Annotated in this window: 17 protein-coding genes; 9 read left to right on the top strand and 8 right to left on the bottom strand. The window is 63.8% G+C overall.

Going from position 1 to position 15,985, the window contains the following annotated elements; all coding sequences use genetic code 11:
• The first annotated feature begins 22 nt into the window (after positions 1 to 22).
• The 3 genes from ACK4FZ_RS00195 to ACK4FZ_RS00185 all read left to right on the top strand — a co-directional run bounded on the left by ACK4FZ_RS00195 (position 23) and on the right by ACK4FZ_RS00185 (position 3,188).
• Positions 23 to 1,510: an aldehyde dehydrogenase gene (locus ACK4FZ_RS00195; protein ID WP_409817754.1), complete on the top strand. Its 1,488-nt coding sequence runs from the start codon at positions 23 to 25 to the stop codon at positions 1,508 to 1,510.
• 263 nt (positions 1,511 to 1,773) lie between these two features.
• On the top strand, positions 1,774 to 2,748 hold the full coding sequence (gene moaA / locus ACK4FZ_RS00190) for a GTP 3',8-cyclase MoaA (protein WP_409817753.1): 975 nt from the start codon (positions 1,774 to 1,776) through the stop codon (positions 2,746 to 2,748).
• Positions 2,749 to 2,855: 107 nt separating this feature from the next.
• Positions 2,856 to 3,188 (top strand): YegP family protein, encoded by a 333-nt coding sequence (locus tag ACK4FZ_RS00185; RefSeq protein WP_409817752.1) that lies wholly within the window; start codon positions 2,856 to 2,858, stop codon positions 3,186 to 3,188.
• Between the two features lie 398 nt (positions 3,189 to 3,586).
• Here ACK4FZ_RS00185 and mobA read toward each other — a convergent pair whose 3' ends face one another.
• Positions 3,587 to 4,171 carry a molybdenum cofactor guanylyltransferase MobA gene (gene mobA, locus ACK4FZ_RS00180; RefSeq protein WP_409817751.1) on the bottom strand — a complete coding sequence of 195 codons (585 nt, stop codon included), beginning with the start codon at positions 4,169 to 4,171 and terminating at the stop codon, positions 3,587 to 3,589.
• On the bottom strand, positions 4,168 to 5,082 hold the full coding sequence (locus ACK4FZ_RS00175; RefSeq protein ID WP_409817750.1) for a pseudouridine synthase: 915 nt from the start codon (positions 5,080 to 5,082) through the stop codon (positions 4,168 to 4,170). Before ACK4FZ_RS00175 ends, mobA begins: the two co-directional genes overlap by 4 nt.
• A gap of 81 nt (positions 5,083 to 5,163) precedes the next feature.
• Here ACK4FZ_RS00175 and ACK4FZ_RS00170 point away from each other — a divergent pair, with 81 nt between their 5' ends.
• Positions 5,164 to 5,781 carry a UPF0149 family protein gene (locus ACK4FZ_RS00170; protein ID WP_409817748.1) on the top strand — a complete coding sequence of 206 codons (618 nt, stop codon included), beginning with the start codon at positions 5,164 to 5,166 and terminating at the stop codon, positions 5,779 to 5,781.
• The gene (locus ACK4FZ_RS00165; RefSeq protein ID WP_409817747.1) at positions 5,778 to 6,404 is read left to right on the top strand and encodes an SAM-dependent methyltransferase; all 627 of its coding nucleotides are present in this window, start codon (positions 5,778 to 5,780) and stop codon (positions 6,402 to 6,404) included. Before ACK4FZ_RS00170 ends, ACK4FZ_RS00165 begins: the two co-directional genes overlap by 4 nt.
• A 66-nt stretch (positions 6,405 to 6,470) precedes the next feature.
• Here ACK4FZ_RS00165 and ACK4FZ_RS00160 read toward each other — a convergent pair whose 3' ends face one another.
• Positions 6,471 to 7,214, bottom strand: coding sequence for a substrate-binding periplasmic protein (locus ACK4FZ_RS00160; protein WP_409817745.1), 744 nt, complete (start codon positions 7,212 to 7,214; stop codon positions 6,471 to 6,473).
• Positions 7,215 to 7,406: 192 nt separating this feature from the next.
• Here ACK4FZ_RS00160 and ACK4FZ_RS00155 point away from each other — a divergent pair, with 192 nt between their 5' ends.
• The 4 genes from ACK4FZ_RS00155 to ACK4FZ_RS00140 all read left to right on the top strand — a co-directional run bounded on the left by ACK4FZ_RS00155 (position 7,407) and on the right by ACK4FZ_RS00140 (position 10,939).
• Positions 7,407 to 7,985, top strand: coding sequence for a LexA family protein (locus ACK4FZ_RS00155; RefSeq protein ID WP_409817743.1), 579 nt, complete (start codon positions 7,407 to 7,409; stop codon positions 7,983 to 7,985).
• A gap of 15 nt (positions 7,986 to 8,000) precedes the next feature.
• A complete protein-coding gene (locus ACK4FZ_RS00150) occupies positions 8,001 to 8,150 on the top strand; it encodes a hypothetical protein (protein WP_170252434.1) in 150 nt (49 codons plus the stop codon).
• 300 nt (positions 8,151 to 8,450) lie between these two features.
• Positions 8,451 to 9,266: an alpha/beta fold hydrolase gene (locus tag ACK4FZ_RS00145; RefSeq protein WP_409817741.1), complete on the top strand. Its 816-nt coding sequence runs from the start codon at positions 8,451 to 8,453 to the stop codon at positions 9,264 to 9,266.
• A complete protein-coding gene (locus tag ACK4FZ_RS00140; protein WP_409817739.1) occupies positions 9,260 to 10,939 on the top strand; it encodes a diguanylate cyclase domain-containing protein in 1,680 nt (559 codons plus the stop codon). The genes ACK4FZ_RS00145 and ACK4FZ_RS00140 overlap by 7 nt, the downstream gene beginning before the upstream one ends.
• A gap of 84 nt (positions 10,940 to 11,023) precedes the next feature.
• Here ACK4FZ_RS00140 and ACK4FZ_RS00135 read toward each other — a convergent pair whose 3' ends face one another.
• The 5 genes from ACK4FZ_RS00135 to ACK4FZ_RS00115 form a co-directional block, all read right to left on the bottom strand.
• Positions 11,024 to 12,253, bottom strand: a complete 1,230-nt coding sequence (locus ACK4FZ_RS00135; protein WP_409817737.1) for a sugar MFS transporter — start codon at positions 12,251 to 12,253, stop codon at positions 11,024 to 11,026.
• Positions 12,254 to 12,463: 210 nt separating this feature from the next.
• Entirely contained in the window at positions 12,464 to 13,897 is a 1,434-nt protein-coding gene (locus tag ACK4FZ_RS00130; protein WP_409817736.1) for a diguanylate cyclase, read from the bottom strand.
• Positions 13,898 to 13,952: 55 nt separating this feature from the next.
• Positions 13,953 to 14,339: a fluoride efflux transporter CrcB gene (gene crcB, locus ACK4FZ_RS00125; protein ID WP_409817734.1), complete on the bottom strand. Its 387-nt coding sequence runs from the start codon at positions 14,337 to 14,339 to the stop codon at positions 13,953 to 13,955.
• 296 nt (positions 14,340 to 14,635) lie between these two features.
• A complete protein-coding gene (locus ACK4FZ_RS00120) occupies positions 14,636 to 15,457 on the bottom strand; it encodes a crotonase/enoyl-CoA hydratase family protein (RefSeq protein ID WP_409817732.1) in 822 nt (273 codons plus the stop codon).
• A 9-nt stretch (positions 15,458 to 15,466) separates the two neighbouring features.
• Positions 15,467 to 15,961: a DUF4442 domain-containing protein gene (locus ACK4FZ_RS00115; RefSeq protein ID WP_170252433.1), complete on the bottom strand. Its 495-nt coding sequence runs from the start codon at positions 15,959 to 15,961 to the stop codon at positions 15,467 to 15,469.
• Positions 15,962 to 15,985 lie beyond the last annotated feature (24 nt).

The raw sequence follows: 15,985 nt of genomic DNA, 5'->3' as shown, positions 1-15,985 counted from the left end.
GACACCACAAAGGAGAAACACCATGGCTCGCACCCATGCAGAATGGCAGGCTCTGGCCAGCCAGCTCACCATCGAAGGCCGCGCATTTATCGACGGCCAGTACGTCACGGCTGCAGACGGGCGCACGTTTGACTGTATCAACCCGGCAACCGGCGCCAAGCTGGCCGACATCAGCTGGGCCGGCGACGCCGAGGTGGAGCAGGCGGTCGCCGCCGCCCGCCGCGTATTCGACAGCGGCAAGTGGTCGGGCCTGGCCCCGCTGGTGCGCGGCCGCATCCTGAAGCGCTTTGCCGCCCTGATCCGCGAACACAAGGACGAGCTGTCGCTGCTGGAAACACTGGACGCCGGCAAGCCGATCGGCGACACCACCACCGTGGACGTACCGGGCGCTGCCTACTGCGTGGAATGGTTTGCCGAAGCCATCGACAAGATCGGCGGCGAAGTCGCCCCGGTGGATCCGAAACTGGTTGGCCTGGTGACCCGCGAAGCCATCGGTGTGGTGGCAGCCATCGTGCCGTGGAACTTCCCCATCCTGATGGCCAGCTGGAAGTTCGGCCCGGCGCTGGCCGCCGGCAACGCTGTCATCGTCAAGCCGTCGGAAAAATCGCCGCTCACCGCCATCAGGTTGGCCGCACTGGCCAAAGAAGCCGGCATGCCGGACGGCGTGTTCCAGGTGTTGCCGGGTGCCGGCGACGTGGGCAAGGCACTGGCCATGCACATGGATATCGACTGCGTCGCCTTTACCGGCTCCACCGGCGTGGGCAAGCTGATCGCTACCTACGCCGCGCAGTCCAACCTCAAGCGCGCCTGGCTGGAGCTGGGCGGCAAGTCGCCCAACATCATCCTGCCGGACTGCCCGGACCTGGCCCGCGCCGCCAACACCGCCGCCGGCGCCATCTTCTACAACATGGGTGAGATGTGCACCGCCGGTTCGCGCCTGCTGGTACACAAGGATATCAAGGACGCCTTCCTGGCCGAGTTCAAGAAAGCCGCTGCCGCCTACCAGCCGGCCGACCCGCTGGACCCGGCTACCAGCATGGGCGCCATTGTTGACCGCATCCAGTACGACAAGGTGCTGGGCTACATCGCCAAAGCGCGCGAGGAAAACTGCGAACTGGTGTGTGGCGGCAACGCTACCCGCACCGACGAAGGCCTGTTCATCGAACCTACTGCCTTCGTGTGCCCGCGCCCGGACATGACCATCTGCCGCGAGGAAATCTTCGGCCCGGTGCTGTCCATCATCACCTTCAGCGACGTGGAAGAAGCCATCCGCATCGCCAACGACACCGAATACGGCCTGGCCGCCGCGGTGTGGACTAGCAACGTCACCACCGCACACCAGGTGTCGCGCCGCCTGCGCGCCGGTACCGTGTGGGTGAACTGCTACGACGAAGGCGGCGACATGAACTTCCCGTTCGGCGGCTTCAAGCAGTCCGGCAATGGCCGCGACAAATCGCTGCACGCGCTGGAAAAATACACCGAGCTGAAGTCGACGCTGATCAAGCTGTAAGCCCGCGCCCTACCCAGCCAAGCCTGCCGCGTGCAGGCTTTTTTCATGTCTGGCCGGCACCCGCACACGGACAAAATGTCCCAGCACGGTGCCGGCAAGACAGAAAGTCGCACTTGGCGTGTAAGCCGGCACCCCGTTTGTGCGACTGACTCGCCAGAAGCGTAAGCCAGGCCACGCTGCGGCCAACCTTGCGGCGCCGTTGCGGGGCTGGCAAGCTGCTTGCTTGTTACCCCCTTGTCTGAACGCTAACCCGGGACCTCCCCATGCTGTCCGATCGCTTTGGCCGCACCATCGACTACCTGCGCATCTCGGTAACCGACCGCTGCGACCTGCGCTGCAGTTATTGCATCCCCAAAGGCTTCAAGGGCTTCGAGGAGCCGGCCAACTGGCTGACCTTCGACGAAATCGAACGTGTCATCGCGGCGTTTGCCCGCCTGGGCACCCGCCGCTACCGCCTTACTGGTGGCGAGCCGCTGCTGCGCCGCCACCTGCCACAGTTGGCCGCCAGGCTGGCCGCACTGCCTGGCGTGGACGACCTGTCGCTCTCCACCAACGGCACCCAGCTGGCGAGCCAGGCCGATGCGCTGTACGCCGCCGGCGTGCGCCGCTTGAATGTGAGCCTGGATTCGCTGCGCGAAGACTGCGTGCACGACATCACCGGCAGCCGCAACCTGGACCAGGTGCTGGCCGGCCTGCGCGCCGCCCGCGACGCCGGCTTTGCCAGCATCAAGATCAATATGGTGCCGCTGGCCGGCGTCAACGAAGCCGACATCGAACCGATGGTGGCCTATTGCATCGACAACGGCCTGATCCTGCGCCTGATCGAGGCCATGCCGATGGGCAGTACCGGCCAGCAAACTCGCGGTGTGGACCTGCAACCGGTGCTGGCGCGCCTGCAACAGCGCTTTGGCCTGCGGCCAACGTGCAAGACGCTGGGCGGTGGCCCGGCCCGCTACTGGGAAAGCGCCGACGGCCAGTTCACGCTAGGGCTGATCACGCCGATCTCGCAACACTTCTGCGCCACCTGCAACCGCGTGCGGCTGTCGGTGGATGGCACGCTCTACATGTGCCTGGGGCAGGAGGAGCGCTTTGAGCTGCGCCCGCTGCTGCGCGCCGGCTGCAGCGACGCCGAGCTGGAAGCCGCCATCCGCGCTGCCATCGAACTGAAACCGGAAAAGCACGAATTCATCGAGCAACCACAGCGCGTGGTGCGCTTCATGTCGATGACCGGCGGCTGAGCCACTGTTGGTGGTAAGGTAGTCAGGCATGCAGGCACCCCGGCACGGCGAGCAGCCGTGCTTACCCGGCAGCAACCGTCAACACCACGACATGAAAGGTAATCGATATGGCTGGCTGGTTTGAACTGAGTAAAAGCAGTGATGAGCAGTTCCGTTTCGTACTGAAGGCAGGTAATGCCGAAACCATTCTGACAAGCGAGTTGTACAAGACGCGAGCCTCGGCAGAAAACGGCATCGCCTCGGTGCAGACCAATAGCGGCAATGCCGAGCGTTACGACAGCAAAGAGGCAGCCAACGGCAAGTTTTACTTCAACCTGAAGGCGGCCAACCATCAGATCATCGGCAGTAGCCAGATGTACGCCAGCGCAGCATCACGCGACAAAGGCATCGCTTCGGTGATGAGTAATGGCAGCAGTACCGTGATCAAAGACCTGACCTGAGCCTGCCCTCGCCATGACAAAGCCCCGCCTGCCGTGCAAGCGGGGCTTTTCACATCAAGCCGGTACGCGCAGAAGCCAGCCACCCGCCCCTGCATCGACCACCCCGGCGTCAAACCAGCACGGCGCGAACAGGTAAGCAATCATTCCACATCAGAATCAAAACCATAAAAATGATTCATTTCACGAATGAGATGACCATCCCTATACTGTAATCACTCTCTGTGTTGTGTTGTGGCTCGTAAGCGCAATGCCCTGATTTCACTTGTCCGCCCCACCCATCGGGTGCCGCGTGGCAAGCCAAGATGAGCATCCTTATACGAGCGTTGTGCCGGCTATATGCCGGCCATTTTTTTGCCTGCTCGCCGCGCAACACGCCCCCCTCTGGCCTTGCGGCCAAGCTAGCCTGCCCGGCTCATGGCGATTTCAAGCTGTGCCAGCGCGGCGGCATCATTGGCATTGGCAAAAGCCATGTCGTCAAAATCCACCGTCACCACGTTCAACCCTGCCAGCCAGCCGCGTATGCTGCGCCCACCTGCCGCCAGATAGGCTGGCAAACCGGCCAGTGCCGTCACGCGCAGCAACAGGCACGCCGGCTGCGGCCCGTGCGCCGTCACCGGCATGGCGGCGTCGGCATCGCCCAGCGCCTGCGCCAGGCGGCTTACCAGGTCAGCGGGCAGTAGCGGCGTGTCGCACGGGGCGGTTTGCAACAGTGTCACGGCAGGCGGCAAGCTGGCCGCTGCCGTCGCCAAGGCCGCCAGCGGGCCCATGCCCTGCCAGTGCGGCGCATCCAGCCACACCGGCTGCCCGCTGGCCGCATAGTCATCGAGGTGGCGATTAGCGCTGATCGCCAGCCAACCCACTTGCGGCAACAGGGCCTGCAATACATGACGGTATAAAGGTTGGCCGCACAATCGCTGCAAGCCCTTGTCTACCCCGCCCATACGGCGGCCTTCGCCGCCCGCCAGAATCAGCGCACCGATCATGCTTGCTCCTCCGGCCAGCGCAGCTGGCGCTGGCTGCAAAAGTGGCGGGGGCGTCCATCCACCGGGTCGGTAAACGCGATGCTGCGCGCCAGCAGCGCCAATGGCTGGCTGAAGTCGTCGTCGGCCTTGTCGTGGCGGAACACCGGGTACCACGGGTCGTGCCGGATGGGCACGCCCAGCGCCGCCATATGCGCCCGCAGCTGGTGCTTCTTGCCGCTGGACGGCTGCAGCCGGTAGTGCGCCCAGCCGCCCTGCTGCCGGATCAGGCTGATGCGGGTATGGCTGTTCGACTCGCCCGGCACCACGCTCATCACGAACTCGCCGGGGCGCTCCTGCAACCGGCAGGCGTAGTCCAGCGGTAGCGGCTGCGCCGGCGGCCACGGTGCGATGGCCTCGTACTCCTTGCTAACCTGCTGCTGCTCGAACAGGCGCTGATAGGCACCACGGCAGGCCGGGTCCACGCAGAACACCAGCACGCCGGCGGTTTCGCGATCCAGCCGGTGGATGGGGCTGACGGCGGCCAGCCCCGGCTGCTGCCGCAGCCGCGTCAGCACCGTTTGCTGCAGGTGGCGTCCACCCGGCACACAGGCCAGAAAGTGCGGCTTGTCCACCACCAGCAAGCGATCGTCACGAAACAGGATGGGTGCCTCGAACGGTACCGTTACCTCGCCCGCCACCTGACGGAAGTACCAGATACGTTGCCCGGCGCGGTACGGCGCCGGCGAGGGCAACGGTTGGCCGCCATCGTCCCACAGCTGGCCAGCGGCCAGCCGCTGCGCCCAGCTGGCCGCCACATGCGGAAAGCGGGCTTGCAGGAAAGCAAGCAAATCCGGCCACGGGCCGGCGGGCAATACCAGACAGCTGGCGGCCACGCCGTCACGCGGCGGCACGGGGGAAACGGGAGCAGACATCAAAGATTGGTGTACGGGTTGCCGCAAAGCGGGCATTTTACCGGATAATGCCGGCTTTCCATGACGAAAGCCTTGTCTGCCATGAAACACGTCGCCCTTAGCGAGCAGGACTACCAGCGCCTGTCCGCCACCCTGACCCGCCTGGCCCCGCAAGGCGCGATGAGCCTGGAAAAACTGGACGGCTTCTTTGCCGCCCTGCTGTGCGGCCCGGAAGCAATCAAGCCGGTAGAGTGCCTGCCCGCCATCCTGGGCGCCGCTTTCGACGACGAAGAGGCGTTCCGCACGCCCAAGGCGATGGACCAGTTCGTGCGCCAGCTCAGCGGCCACTGGCTGGACATCGCCCACACGCTGCAGCAAGGCCTGCCGTTCCAGCCGTGGCTGGACGAAGACGAACACGGCCAGGTGCACGGCAATGCCTGGGCCGAGGGCTTCAGCGAAGGCATGCAGCTGATGCACGAAGACTGGACCTTGCTGTTCGACGATGCCGACGCCGCCCCGGCGCTGGCGCCGATCATGGCACTGGCGTTCGAGCACCACCCCGACCCCGACATGCGCCCGTTCCTGGCCGGCGTCAGCGACGCGCAGCGCGAACTGTGGCTGGGCGAAATCAGCGACGCGGTAGCGCGCATCCACGCTTTCTTTGCCCGCTTGCGCGCCGAAATTGCCGCCGCCGAGGCCGACGCGGAGGACGAAGCATGAGCAGCCAGGCCGCCCTGTTCTGGAACCCGCGCTTTGCCGGCGAACAGTACGCCTACGGCAGCGCGCCCAACGACTTCCTGAAGGCGCAGGCCAGCCGGCTGGCCGCCGGCAGCCGCGTGCTGAGCCTGGGCGAAGGCGAAGGCCGCAACGCCATCCACCTGGCCAGCCTGGGGCACGACGTCACCGCGGTTGACGCCGCCCACACCGGCCTGATCAAGCTGCTGCAGCGGGCGGCGCGCGAGAGCCTGACCGTCACCGCCACACTGGCCGACCTGGCCGATTACGCCATCCCCCCGGCGCACTGGCACGCCATCGTGTCCATCTTCTGCCACCTGCCACCCGCGCTGCGCCGTACGGTACTGCGCGACTGCGTGCGCGGCCTGGCGCCTGGCGGGCTGTTCATTCTGGAAGGCTACACCCCGCGCCAGCTGGGCTTCGGCACCGGCGGCCCCAAGGATGTGGCACTGCTGCTGGAGCCGGACGATATCCGCGCCGAACTGGACGGGCTGGAGCTGCTGCACTTTGCCGAAGTACAGCGCGAGGTGGTGGAAGGCAGCCTGCACACCGGCATGGCCGCCGTGCTGCAGGTGGTGGCGCGCAAACCGGGCCCCACCGCAGCCTGAGCGGCAGCCAAACCACAACGCCCTGCCAGGCTGGCCCGGCAGGGCGTTTGCGTGACACCGCCTTAGCTACGGCGTCGCTGCCTGGTGGCGCGCCAGTAGCGTAGCCAGTTGGCCGCTTTGTGCCAGCTGAGACAACTGCGTATCCAACTGCCGCAACAGCACCTCCGCGCCGGGATAACGCCGCGATACCATGAAATGCAGCGGCACCGGCACCAAGCCAGGCAGCAGCCGCAACTGCAAACGGCTGCCCTCCACACCCAACAAACCCAGTAGTTGCAGCCCGCGGCCAACCTCGGCGTATTCGGCAAAGCCGCGACAGCGGCCGGCCTGCAGTTTCTTCATCACCAGCAGATAGCTGGACGAGCCCTCGTCCACGTCTTCCGGCTTCAACCCGAATGGTGCGTAGTTGAAACCGGTCAGCCCGCACAATGGCAAGCTGGCGGCGGCGCCAGGCCACAGGAAAACTGCCGGACGCAGATGCAGGTATTGGCGCGAAAACAAAAACTGCCGCGCCCGCTCCGGCGAAAAGGTCGCCCCCATCACGATTTGCACCTGGCGCCCCTGCTCGGCCAGACTCAGGCAGCGGCGGAACGGCAGCAGCGCAAACTCGGGGCGGAAAGCACTGCTGGCCAGCGCGGCGTGCAGCACGTCGGGCGAATAACCCAGCACCGGGCGGGCATTGTTGTGCTGCGGCGGGCCAAAGTAGGAAGACGGCGGCCAACCGTTTTCGCCACCGCAGGCCACCACGGTTTCGGCCCTCGCTGCCGGCCACATCAGCAGCAGCGCTATCGCCAATATCAGCCGTTTCATTGCACCCTTTCTTATCGAGACCCGCAGCCTAGCAGCGCCCTTCGCACGCCACAAGCCTGACATGCCCGACCTGGGCCGGAACGCACCATTTCTATAAAACAACACAAAAACAACACCCTGCATCCGGAACGAAAATCGCGCTTGCCTTTGCTTTTGAATACGTACAAAATCAGAAGCAAGGAGATCACAGACATGACACAAGGTGGAAAACGCGAAGGCGCAGGCCGCAAATCGCGCTTCGGCGGCGACAAAACCGTGGCCATGCGCGTGCCGGAACCGCTAAAGCCGGTACTGGAAAGCTGGCTGGACGAATACCGCACGCTGCGTTCGCTGCGCAACAACGGCGCTGGCGATATCGCCCTGCTGGGCGAAGCGCTGAAAAACCTGTCGCTGCCGCTGTTTGCCAGCCGCGTGCCGGCCGGCTCGCCCGTCGCCGCCGACGACCTGAAAGAAGCCGACATCGACCTCAACGAGCACCTGGTGCGCAAACCGGCTGCTACCTTTCTGGTCACCGTCAAAGGCGACTCCATGCTCAATGCCGGCATCCACGACGGCGACCTGCTGGTAGTAGACCGCTCGCTGGAACCGCGTAACGGCAAGGTAGTGGTGGCCGTGATCAACGACGAGCTGACGGTGAAACGGCTGGAGCGCTCGGCCGGCCGCATCCGCCTGCTGCCGGAAAACCCGGACTACAAACCGATAGAAGTACCCGAAGACGCCAGCTTCTTCATCTGGGGCGTCGTCACCAATGTCATTCATGCAGTTGACTGATCAGGAGCCCGCACCATGAACAAGCAACATGACACCGTGAAAATGATGTTTCGCGACTGGAAGCGCCTGCCGCGCGCCTTCCGCGCCGTGATCGAAGGCCAGCCGCAAGTACTGCTGACCCGCACCGGCCGCAGCTACTACGCGCCGGTAGAGTTTGTCGGCTAAGCTTTTGCCCCGCGTGCACGGCCCGTACCGCTGCCACGCGGCTTACCGCGTCCGCCCCGCCCCGGCCCCTTACAGGCCCGATGTTGGCCGCCATCCAGCCCCTGCCAGCCGGCGGGGGCTTTGCCTTGGCAGTGACGACCCAATCGCATCCCCTACGGCAAAAGCAGCGCGCCGTCTGAATACCAGCCACACCCGGGCCCTGCTTTTTTAAAACATATCACATAGAATTCGTGCAATATCTGTCGTAGACAAACTGGGTGCACACGCGCCGTGCCCACCCGCCCGCCACGGAGTTGCCCCATGCTGCCCGACCACCCTGTCATCCGTCGCAACCATGTTACCGAACTGCCCGGCCCCGGCCCCACCCTGCTTTACGCGCATGGTTTTGGCTGTAACCAGACCATGTGGCAACGGGTCACGCCTGCATTCCGTCACAGCCATCGCCAGGTGCTGTTCGACTATGTCGGCAGCGGGCAGTCGGACTGGTCGGCGTTTGATGCCGGCAGGTACGCCACCCTGGCCGGCTACGCGCAGGACGTGATCGATGTCGGCGATGTGCTATCGCTGGAAGGGGCGGTGTTTGTCGGCCACTCGGTCAGCTGCAGCATCGGCATGCTGGCCAGCATTGCGCGACCAAAGCTGTTCAGCAAGATGATCCTGATCGGCCCGTCGCCTTGCTTCCTGAACCATCCGCCAGACTATCTGGGCGGGTTTGACGCCAGCGACCTGGAAGGCCTGCTCGACCTGATGGACCAGAACTACATCGGCTGGGCCAGCTACCTGGCGCCGGTCGTCATCGCGGCCAACCCGGACGCGCCGCACGACGAGGTCACCACCGAGCTCAACGACAGTTTCTGCTCCACCGACCCGCACATCGCACGGGTGTTTGCCCGCGCCACCTTCTTTGCCGACAACCGCGCCGACCTGGCACAGGTGCGTTGCCCGTCGCTGATCCTGCAACACCGCAGCGACGCGCTGGCGCCGCTGGCGGTAGGCGACTACCTGCACCACCACCTGGCCGACAGCACGCTGGAAGTGCTGGACGTACAAGGCCACTGCGCCCACATGAGCCGGCCAGACCTGGTGGTGGCCGCCATGCAGCGTTACCTATGCTGAGCACGGCCTGCCACGGGCAGACACAGCTGGACGCCACCCTGCTGCCATGCCCGGTACTGGTTACCGACCGCCACGGTACGGTGCTAGCGATCAACCACCAGGCCCTGCAGCTGGCTGGCGGCAGCGAGCACGACTGGCTGCAGCAGCCGATGGAACGGCTGTTCCCGCTGCCCAGCCGTATCTTCCTGCAAACCCACGTCTGGCCGATGCTGTGGCGTGACGGCGCAGTATTTGAGATCAGGCTGCAGCTGGCAAACCCCGATGGCCCGCCACTGCCGGTGCTGGTGAACTGCCAGCGCCACCCCGACGCCCAGCAGGACTGCTACCACTGGGTGCTGTTTGTCACCCACCAGCGCACCCGCTACGAGGCGGAACTGTTGGCCGCACGCAAGCGCGCTGACGAGCTGGCGGCCCGCTACGCCCGCGGCGAACACTTTCTGCGCGAGATCACCGACGCAGTGCCGGCGCTGATTGCCTACTGGGACCGCAGCCTGCACTGCCGCTTTTCCAACAGCCAGTACCAGGCTTGGTTCGGCCGCAACGCTACCGACATGCAAGGTATTGCAATGCCCGATCTACTGGGAGACACGCTATTCGCACTGAGCCGCCCGCACATTACCGCCGTGCTGGCCGGTGAAACGCAGGAATTCGAACGCCAACTGGCCATGCCGGACGGCAGCGTGGTGCATACACTGACGCAGTACGTGCCCGACTACAACGCAGCAGGTGATATAGAAGGCTTTTATGCGGTAACAGCCAATGTGACACGCATCAAAGAGGCCGACGAGGCCATCCAGCTCAGCGCCAGCATGTTTGACGCGGTGTCGGAAGCCATCATGCTTGTCGCTGCAGACGGCAACCTGCTATCGGTTAACCCGGCGTTCAGCCGTCTTACCGGCTACGCAGCCCAGAACGTGGCCACCCGCCAGCCCGGCTTTTTGCAAGATGAAGATGGTGTGGCCATCGACTGGCAGGCACTGCTGGCGCAAGCCAACTGGCGTGGCGACCTGTGGTGCCAACGCCGTGACGGCAGCCGCTGCCCGGTATCGCTGTCGCTCAGCCGCATTGGCGACAAGCAGCTGGCAACGCAACGCTATGTGGCGGTATTCAGCGATATTACCCACCGCCACCGGCGCGAAGCACAAATCCGTCACCAGGCCCTGCACGATGGCCTGACCGGGTTGGCTAACCGCCGCCTAATGCTGGAGCGGCTGCAGCAATTGCTGGTGCTATCGGTACGCCAGCCACAACATATTGCCGTGCTGTTTCTGGATCTGGACGGTTTCAAGGCTGTCAACGACCAGCACGGGCACGAGACTGGTGATCGCGTACTGCAAACAGTCGCCAGCCGTCTGCAGGGCCTGCTGCGCGCCGGGGATACCGTAGCCCGCATTGGCGGCGACGAGTTCGTGATCGTACTGCACCAGGCCGATAGCCCGGCAGCGGCGGCAAGCATCGCCGATCGCATCATGACAGCGGTAGCGCAGCCCATCAGCCACAAGGCAGTGAGCGTGACAGTTGGCGTGTCGATCGGCATTGCACTGCACCCGCAGCACGGTAGCCAGGCCGAGCAGTTGCTGACGCTGGCCGATCAGGCAATGTACCGCGCCAAGCATCTGGGCAAGCAGCGTTATTGCCTGGCAGACACGCCGGTGCCGGGTAAAAGCGGCTAGGCCCTGTTAACTTTCTTTTGATGCGGCGGCGCTTGGCAGGCCATGGCACCTGGCCCGAAGGGCAGGCAAGGCGCCGCCTGCCGTTTACTGCGGGCGTGGCCGGTAACCTGCGACGCCGTAGTAGAAGATGAACAGGTAACACAGCAGCGGAATGCCAAACGAAGCCAGCAGGCTGACGTGGTCCGCCACGGCCGCTTGCAGCAAGGGCAGCAAGGCACCGCCAACAATTGCCATGCACAGCACGCCAGAGCCGGCACCAGTCAGGCGCCCCAGGCCGTTCAACGCCAGCGAAAAGATGGTAGGGAACATTATCGAATTACACAGCCCCACCGCCAGCAAGCTCCACATCGCCAGTTTGCCACCCGCCAGCATGGCCAGCGAAATCAGCAACACCGACAGCAAAGCAGCACAAGCCAATACCTTGCTGGCAGCCACATGACGCATCAGCGCGCTACCAAAGAAGCGGCCAACCATGGCGCCGCCCCAATACAGCGCCAGCATTTTGCCGGCATCCACTTGGCTGAGGCCGCCAACATCCGGCTGCTCCATCAGGCTGACCAAGAAGCTGCCAATACCCACTTCGGCACCGACATACACAAAAATGCCCAGCGCCCCCAATACCAGGTGGCGATGCTGCCAGACGCTGCCATCAGCTTTGTTGGCTGCCGGTGCTTCTTCTGCAATGACCGGCAGGCGTAGTGTGGCAAACACAGCCGCAATCACGAACAGGGCGGCAGCCAGCATCAGATAGGGGCCTTGCACCGAGGCAGCTTCAGCCAGCGCCTTGTCAGCTGCGCTACCGGCGGTGACATGCTGGGCGCCGGCCAGGATCAGCATGGACCCCAGCAAAGGCGCCACCGTGGTACCCAGCGAGTTGAACGCCTGGGTGAGGTTCAGGCGGCTGGAGGCGGTTTTTACCGGGCCCAGGCGGGTCACGTAAGGGTTGGCCGCCACTTGCAAGATGGTGATACCGGAAGCCAGCACGAACAGCGCGGCCAGGAAGGCCGGGTAGGACAGCATGGCCGCCGCCGGGTAGAACAGCAGACAGCCAATACCGGCAATGCCCAAACCGGTAACGATACCGCGCTGGTAGCCCAGCACATGCACCAGGCGCCCGGCTGGCAGCGATACCACGAAATAAGCGGTAAAGAAACTGAACTGGATTAGTGCGGCCTGCACATAGCTCAGCGAAAACACCCCCTTGAGGTGCGGAATCAAGATGTCGTTCAGCGAGGTAATCAGGCCCCACATGAAAAACAAGGTGGTCAGGACGGCAAGCGGCTTGCCGTATTGCGTCTGTTCAGGCGCGTGCATGGTGTACCGGCTCCGGTTTGTGTGCGAAGGACGCGCAGTCTAATTTCAAGCGGCGTTGTACTCGACTGTTTTCACACATGCGGCGGCAACAAAGGCCAGCGGCGGCAGAACATTGCTGCAATAACAAGCACTTGCGAGCCAGGCAATGACTGAGCGTGCCAATGCCGGCGATCTGATGCTATTTTTTCATGTAAGTTTCAAGTAAGAAAACTACATGGCAACATTAGCATCCGCCAGATAGACGCCATTCTTGCCGGCCAGCTTGACCCGGTACATCGCGGCATCGGCCTGCTGCAGTACCTGCTCCAGCGTGGGTGCCGGACCAGCGGCATGAGACAGCAAACCGATACTGACCGATACCGTTGCCGCCGGCACCGTATCCGCAGACAAGCGCTCGATATCGCTCACCAGGCACTGCATGTCATGCAGCAAGCTGTCGGCATCGCCCAGCAACAATAATACGAACTCGTCGCCACCCATACGGGCAGCACAGAGCAAGGACGGCCGCAACATCACCAGCTGGCCTGCCACCGCCTGTAGCAAGGTATCGCCTACCGCGTGGCCATGGCGATCGTTTACTTGCTTGAAACCGTCCAGATCGAGATAGGCCAGGCCCCAAGCCTGTGTCGGCGGCAAAAGCAGCCAATCCTGCAACTGCTGCAGCAGCGCACGACGATTGGCCAAGCCAGTAAGCGCATCCGTGTTCGCCTGGCGCGTCAGTTGCTGTTGCACCTGCTCTTGCTCCTGCGCCAGCTGACGCAGACGGGTGTCGGTACGTACCAGCCAGCCCAGCACGGTATCTTGCCCGCCCGTAGCAACCGGCACCGGCGGTGGCGGCTGGCTGCCCAGGCGCACGATATAGCTGTACAGCTGTCGCAAACTGCAGCCCAGCACCTCACGGCTGTAACGGCGCATACGCAACAGCAACAGACACAAGCCAATGGCTACCAGCATGAAAGCCGCCCGCACCAGCCGGGATTGCTGTGCAGCCTGGGCGACTTCGAACACAGTGCGCTGCTCGATCAAGGCATATACCTCGTCGATGGGGCGCATGATGCGCGCTTTGGCCAGAAAGTAGGCCTCATCATTCAGCATCAGGCTGGCCGCTGCCCGCAGCGGTGCAGCCTCGCGCTCGGGCAAGCTGTCGGCGCGGTCTACCATCGCCATCGCTTCGCGCTCGACACCACTAAGCGAGTCAGAATGCTGTTTGGCCTTTGCCAGCCTGGCAAACTCCTGCGGGGCAAAGCCGGCTGCCTGCATCAGCGACAACAGGCTGGCGGCCTCGGCTCGAGGCTGCGGCCTTGCCTGGCGCGGGAAGACGAGGTCCCAGTAGATGCGGTTGTAATGCAGAGGCCGCGCCATGCGACCATCACGAATGGCGAGAATCTCGTCGTAGTAAGCGCGGTATTTGGGATTGCCGCTGGCAATGTAACTGCGCGCCATGCGGGTAAGGTCGTCGGACGACTGCCGCAACTCATCGGCCAGCAGGTAAGACTGATAGCGCCGTTCGTTGGCACGGTCCAGACGCCATTCGGTGTACAGCGACAAGGCAAACAGCGCCGCGAACACGGCAAACAGCAGCAAGGTAGCCACAAACAGCCAATGCAGGCGATCGAGATTCTGCTGCGGAACGTTGGCCGCCATCATCAGGCTCCGGTTAGACGTGTCGGCTGGCGCGGGCTACACAGGTGCCAACGCATTAGCGCATCGCGTGACGCAACAGTTGCACGCAGGCAAGACCCAGCGCCGTCATCAGCAGGGAGCCACCCAGATGGCTGGCCATGTGCGCCAGGCTCCAGCCCCAGCGCCCCTGCTGCAACAGGGTGACGGCCTCTGCTGAAAAAGTGGAAAACGTGGTCAGGCCACCCAGAAAGCCTGTTACCACAAACAGCCGCCATTCGGGCGCCAGCTGCGGGTTGGCCGCAAACAGCGCCAGCGCGACGCCGACCAAGTAGCCCCCGATCAGGTTGGCTAACAGCGTGCCGGGCGGTAATGCCGGAAAAAGCAGATTGAGCGACAACGACAACAGCCAGCGCAAGACCGCACCCAAGGCGGCACCCACGCTGATGGAAAGAATGGCTAACACAAACGAGATACCAACAGAATGCAAGCAGTTGCCACTTTAGCCCAGCCATAGCTGCTGCGCCAAGTGGCTGAATTGACAGTAGGTCTACGCTGCGCGCAATAAAACCGGCTGGCACAGCAGGCGCTTTGACTTGCCGAGCGCAAGGCTGCCGATACAAGGGGCAAGGTGAAGCAGCATGGCTTTGCCGGGGCCGGTAATAATCAGAAGCATCGAGTGTTGGCAGGCCCGGAAAGATAACCGACCCAGCCTGCACGGCAAACCGGGTCTGTCTTGCCCCACCCGAACCAAAGGCTGCACTAGGTGCGGTCGCGGTACTGAGCTTTCTCACCGGTCACGGCCGCCATCACCGCCAGCTGGATGTCTTCCGACATCAGCATGGCCGCGTTCCAGTTGGCCACATGCTGCAGGCCGTCAGCCACGCTGTGGTCGCGGCTGTAGTTCAGCACTTCCTTGGTGCCCTGCACCGCCAATGGCGACTTGGCGGCGATGGCGGCGGCCAACGCCAGCGCCTCGGTCAGTACCGCGTCGGCATCCGGCAGCACGCGGTTCACCAGATGCATGCGCTCGGCTTCGGCGGCTTTTACGTCGCGGGCGGTCAGCGCCATCTCGCGCGCATTGCCCTCGCCCACCACGCGGCCCAGCCGCTGCAGGGTGCCCACGTCGGCCACCATGCCGACGTCCACTTCGCGCACGCTGAACAGCGCATTTTCCGCCGCTAGACGGATGTCGGCGGCCAGTACGATGTCCAGCGCACCGCCGACACAGGCGCCGTGGATGGCGGCGATAACCGGCTTGCGGCACAGCTCCAGGCTGTTCACGTTGGCTTGCAGGCCCAGGATGATGCGGCGCAGCTTGTCTCGCTTGCGGGCTTCGCAGTCTTCCTCGATGGCCTTTTGCATGTTCATCAGCATGGTCAGGTCGATGCCGGCACAGAAATGCTTGCCGTTGCCGGACAGCACCACGGCGCGTACGCCGGGCTCGGCGTCGCACCATTCCATGGCTTGCTGCAGTTCCTGCCACATCGCCTCATTGAGCGAGTTAGCCTTGTCCGGGCGGTTCAGCGCCACGTGCGCCACGGCGCCGTGCAGGGTCAATTGCAGGGTGGTATAGCTGCTCATCGCTGCCTCCTAGCGCTTCTTGGGCACCCAGGCCCAGACCATTTCGCACACGATCGGCGATTCGCCCGATTCGTCGGTCACTACCACGTCCACCAGCACGTCGCCCTTGTCTTCGGTGAGCATGCGCTGCACCTGTGCTGCCGGCAGCGTGGCTACCGCGCGCATATTGCCCTGCGCCCGCTTGTAGTAGCTGACTTTCATCGACTTGAGCAGCATCAGCTTGTCGTCCGGCACGTTCATGCCCACCACGAAGCCGGTGGCGGTTTCGGCCAGCAGCGCCATGGCGGCGGCGTGCAGGCCCTTGATGTGGTTCTGCACCTTCTTGCGGTTCTTGACGCTGACCACCATGCGTTCGCGGCTGACTTCCTCGAACACCAGGCCGGCCGTACCCAGGAACGGGACGAACTTGCCGAACATGCGGGTAATTACCCAGGAGCGCAGGCCGGTCGGCAGGCTGGCGGTCTTGTCCACCATGCGGCACATGCTGTTTTTCGGTGTAGTCATGAATTGCCCTTCTCGTGTCGTTGC

The sequence above is a fragment of the Vogesella sp. genome, from assembly GCF_046297735.1.
Taxonomy (GTDB): domain Bacteria; phylum Pseudomonadota; class Gammaproteobacteria; order Burkholderiales; family Chromobacteriaceae; genus Vogesella; species Vogesella urethralis.
Note: the sequence above shows the minus strand (reverse complement) of the source record. Positions and strands in the feature narration are given on the sequence as shown.

Coding starts and splice junctions, on each gene's coding strand:
- ACK4FZ_RS00115 (WP_170252433.1), bottom strand. CDS start 15,961: ATGACTACACCGAAAAACAGCATGTGCCGCATGGTGGACAAGACCGCC.
- ACK4FZ_RS00135 (WP_409817737.1), bottom strand. CDS start 12,253: ATGCACGCGCCTGAACAGACGCAATACGGCAAGCCGCTTGCCGTCCTG.
- ACK4FZ_RS00170 (WP_409817748.1), top strand. CDS start 5,164: ATGAAACACGTCGCCCTTAGCGAGCAGGACTACCAGCGCCTGTCCGCC.
- ACK4FZ_RS00130 (WP_409817736.1), bottom strand. CDS start 13,897: ATGGCGGCCAACGTTCCGCAGCAGAATCTCGATCGCCTGCATTGGCTG.
- moaA (WP_409817753.1), top strand. CDS start 1,774: ATGCTGTCCGATCGCTTTGGCCGCACCATCGACTACCTGCGCATCTCG.
- ACK4FZ_RS00155 (WP_409817743.1), top strand. CDS start 7,407: ATGACACAAGGTGGAAAACGCGAAGGCGCAGGCCGCAAATCGCGCTTC.
- mobA (WP_409817751.1), bottom strand. CDS start 4,171: ATGATCGGTGCGCTGATTCTGGCGGGCGGCGAAGGCCGCCGTATGGGC.
- ACK4FZ_RS00145 (WP_409817741.1), top strand. CDS start 8,451: ATGCTGCCCGACCACCCTGTCATCCGTCGCAACCATGTTACCGAACTG.
- ACK4FZ_RS00150 (WP_170252434.1), top strand. CDS start 8,001: ATGAACAAGCAACATGACACCGTGAAAATGATGTTTCGCGACTGGAAG.
- ACK4FZ_RS00175 (WP_409817750.1), bottom strand. CDS start 5,082: ATGTCTGCTCCCGTTTCCCCCGTGCCGCCGCGTGACGGCGTGGCCGCC.
- ACK4FZ_RS00165 (WP_409817747.1), top strand. CDS start 5,778: ATGAGCAGCCAGGCCGCCCTGTTCTGGAACCCGCGCTTTGCCGGCGAA.
- ACK4FZ_RS00185 (WP_409817752.1), top strand. CDS start 2,856: ATGGCTGGCTGGTTTGAACTGAGTAAAAGCAGTGATGAGCAGTTCCGT.
- ACK4FZ_RS00140 (WP_409817739.1), top strand. CDS start 9,260: ATGCTGAGCACGGCCTGCCACGGGCAGACACAGCTGGACGCCACCCTG.
- ACK4FZ_RS00195 (WP_409817754.1), top strand. CDS start 23: ATGGCTCGCACCCATGCAGAATGGCAGGCTCTGGCCAGCCAGCTCACC.
- ACK4FZ_RS00160 (WP_409817745.1), bottom strand. CDS start 7,214: ATGAAACGGCTGATATTGGCGATAGCGCTGCTGCTGATGTGGCCGGCA.
- ACK4FZ_RS00120 (WP_409817732.1), bottom strand. CDS start 15,457: ATGAGCAGCTATACCACCCTGCAATTGACCCTGCACGGCGCCGTGGCG.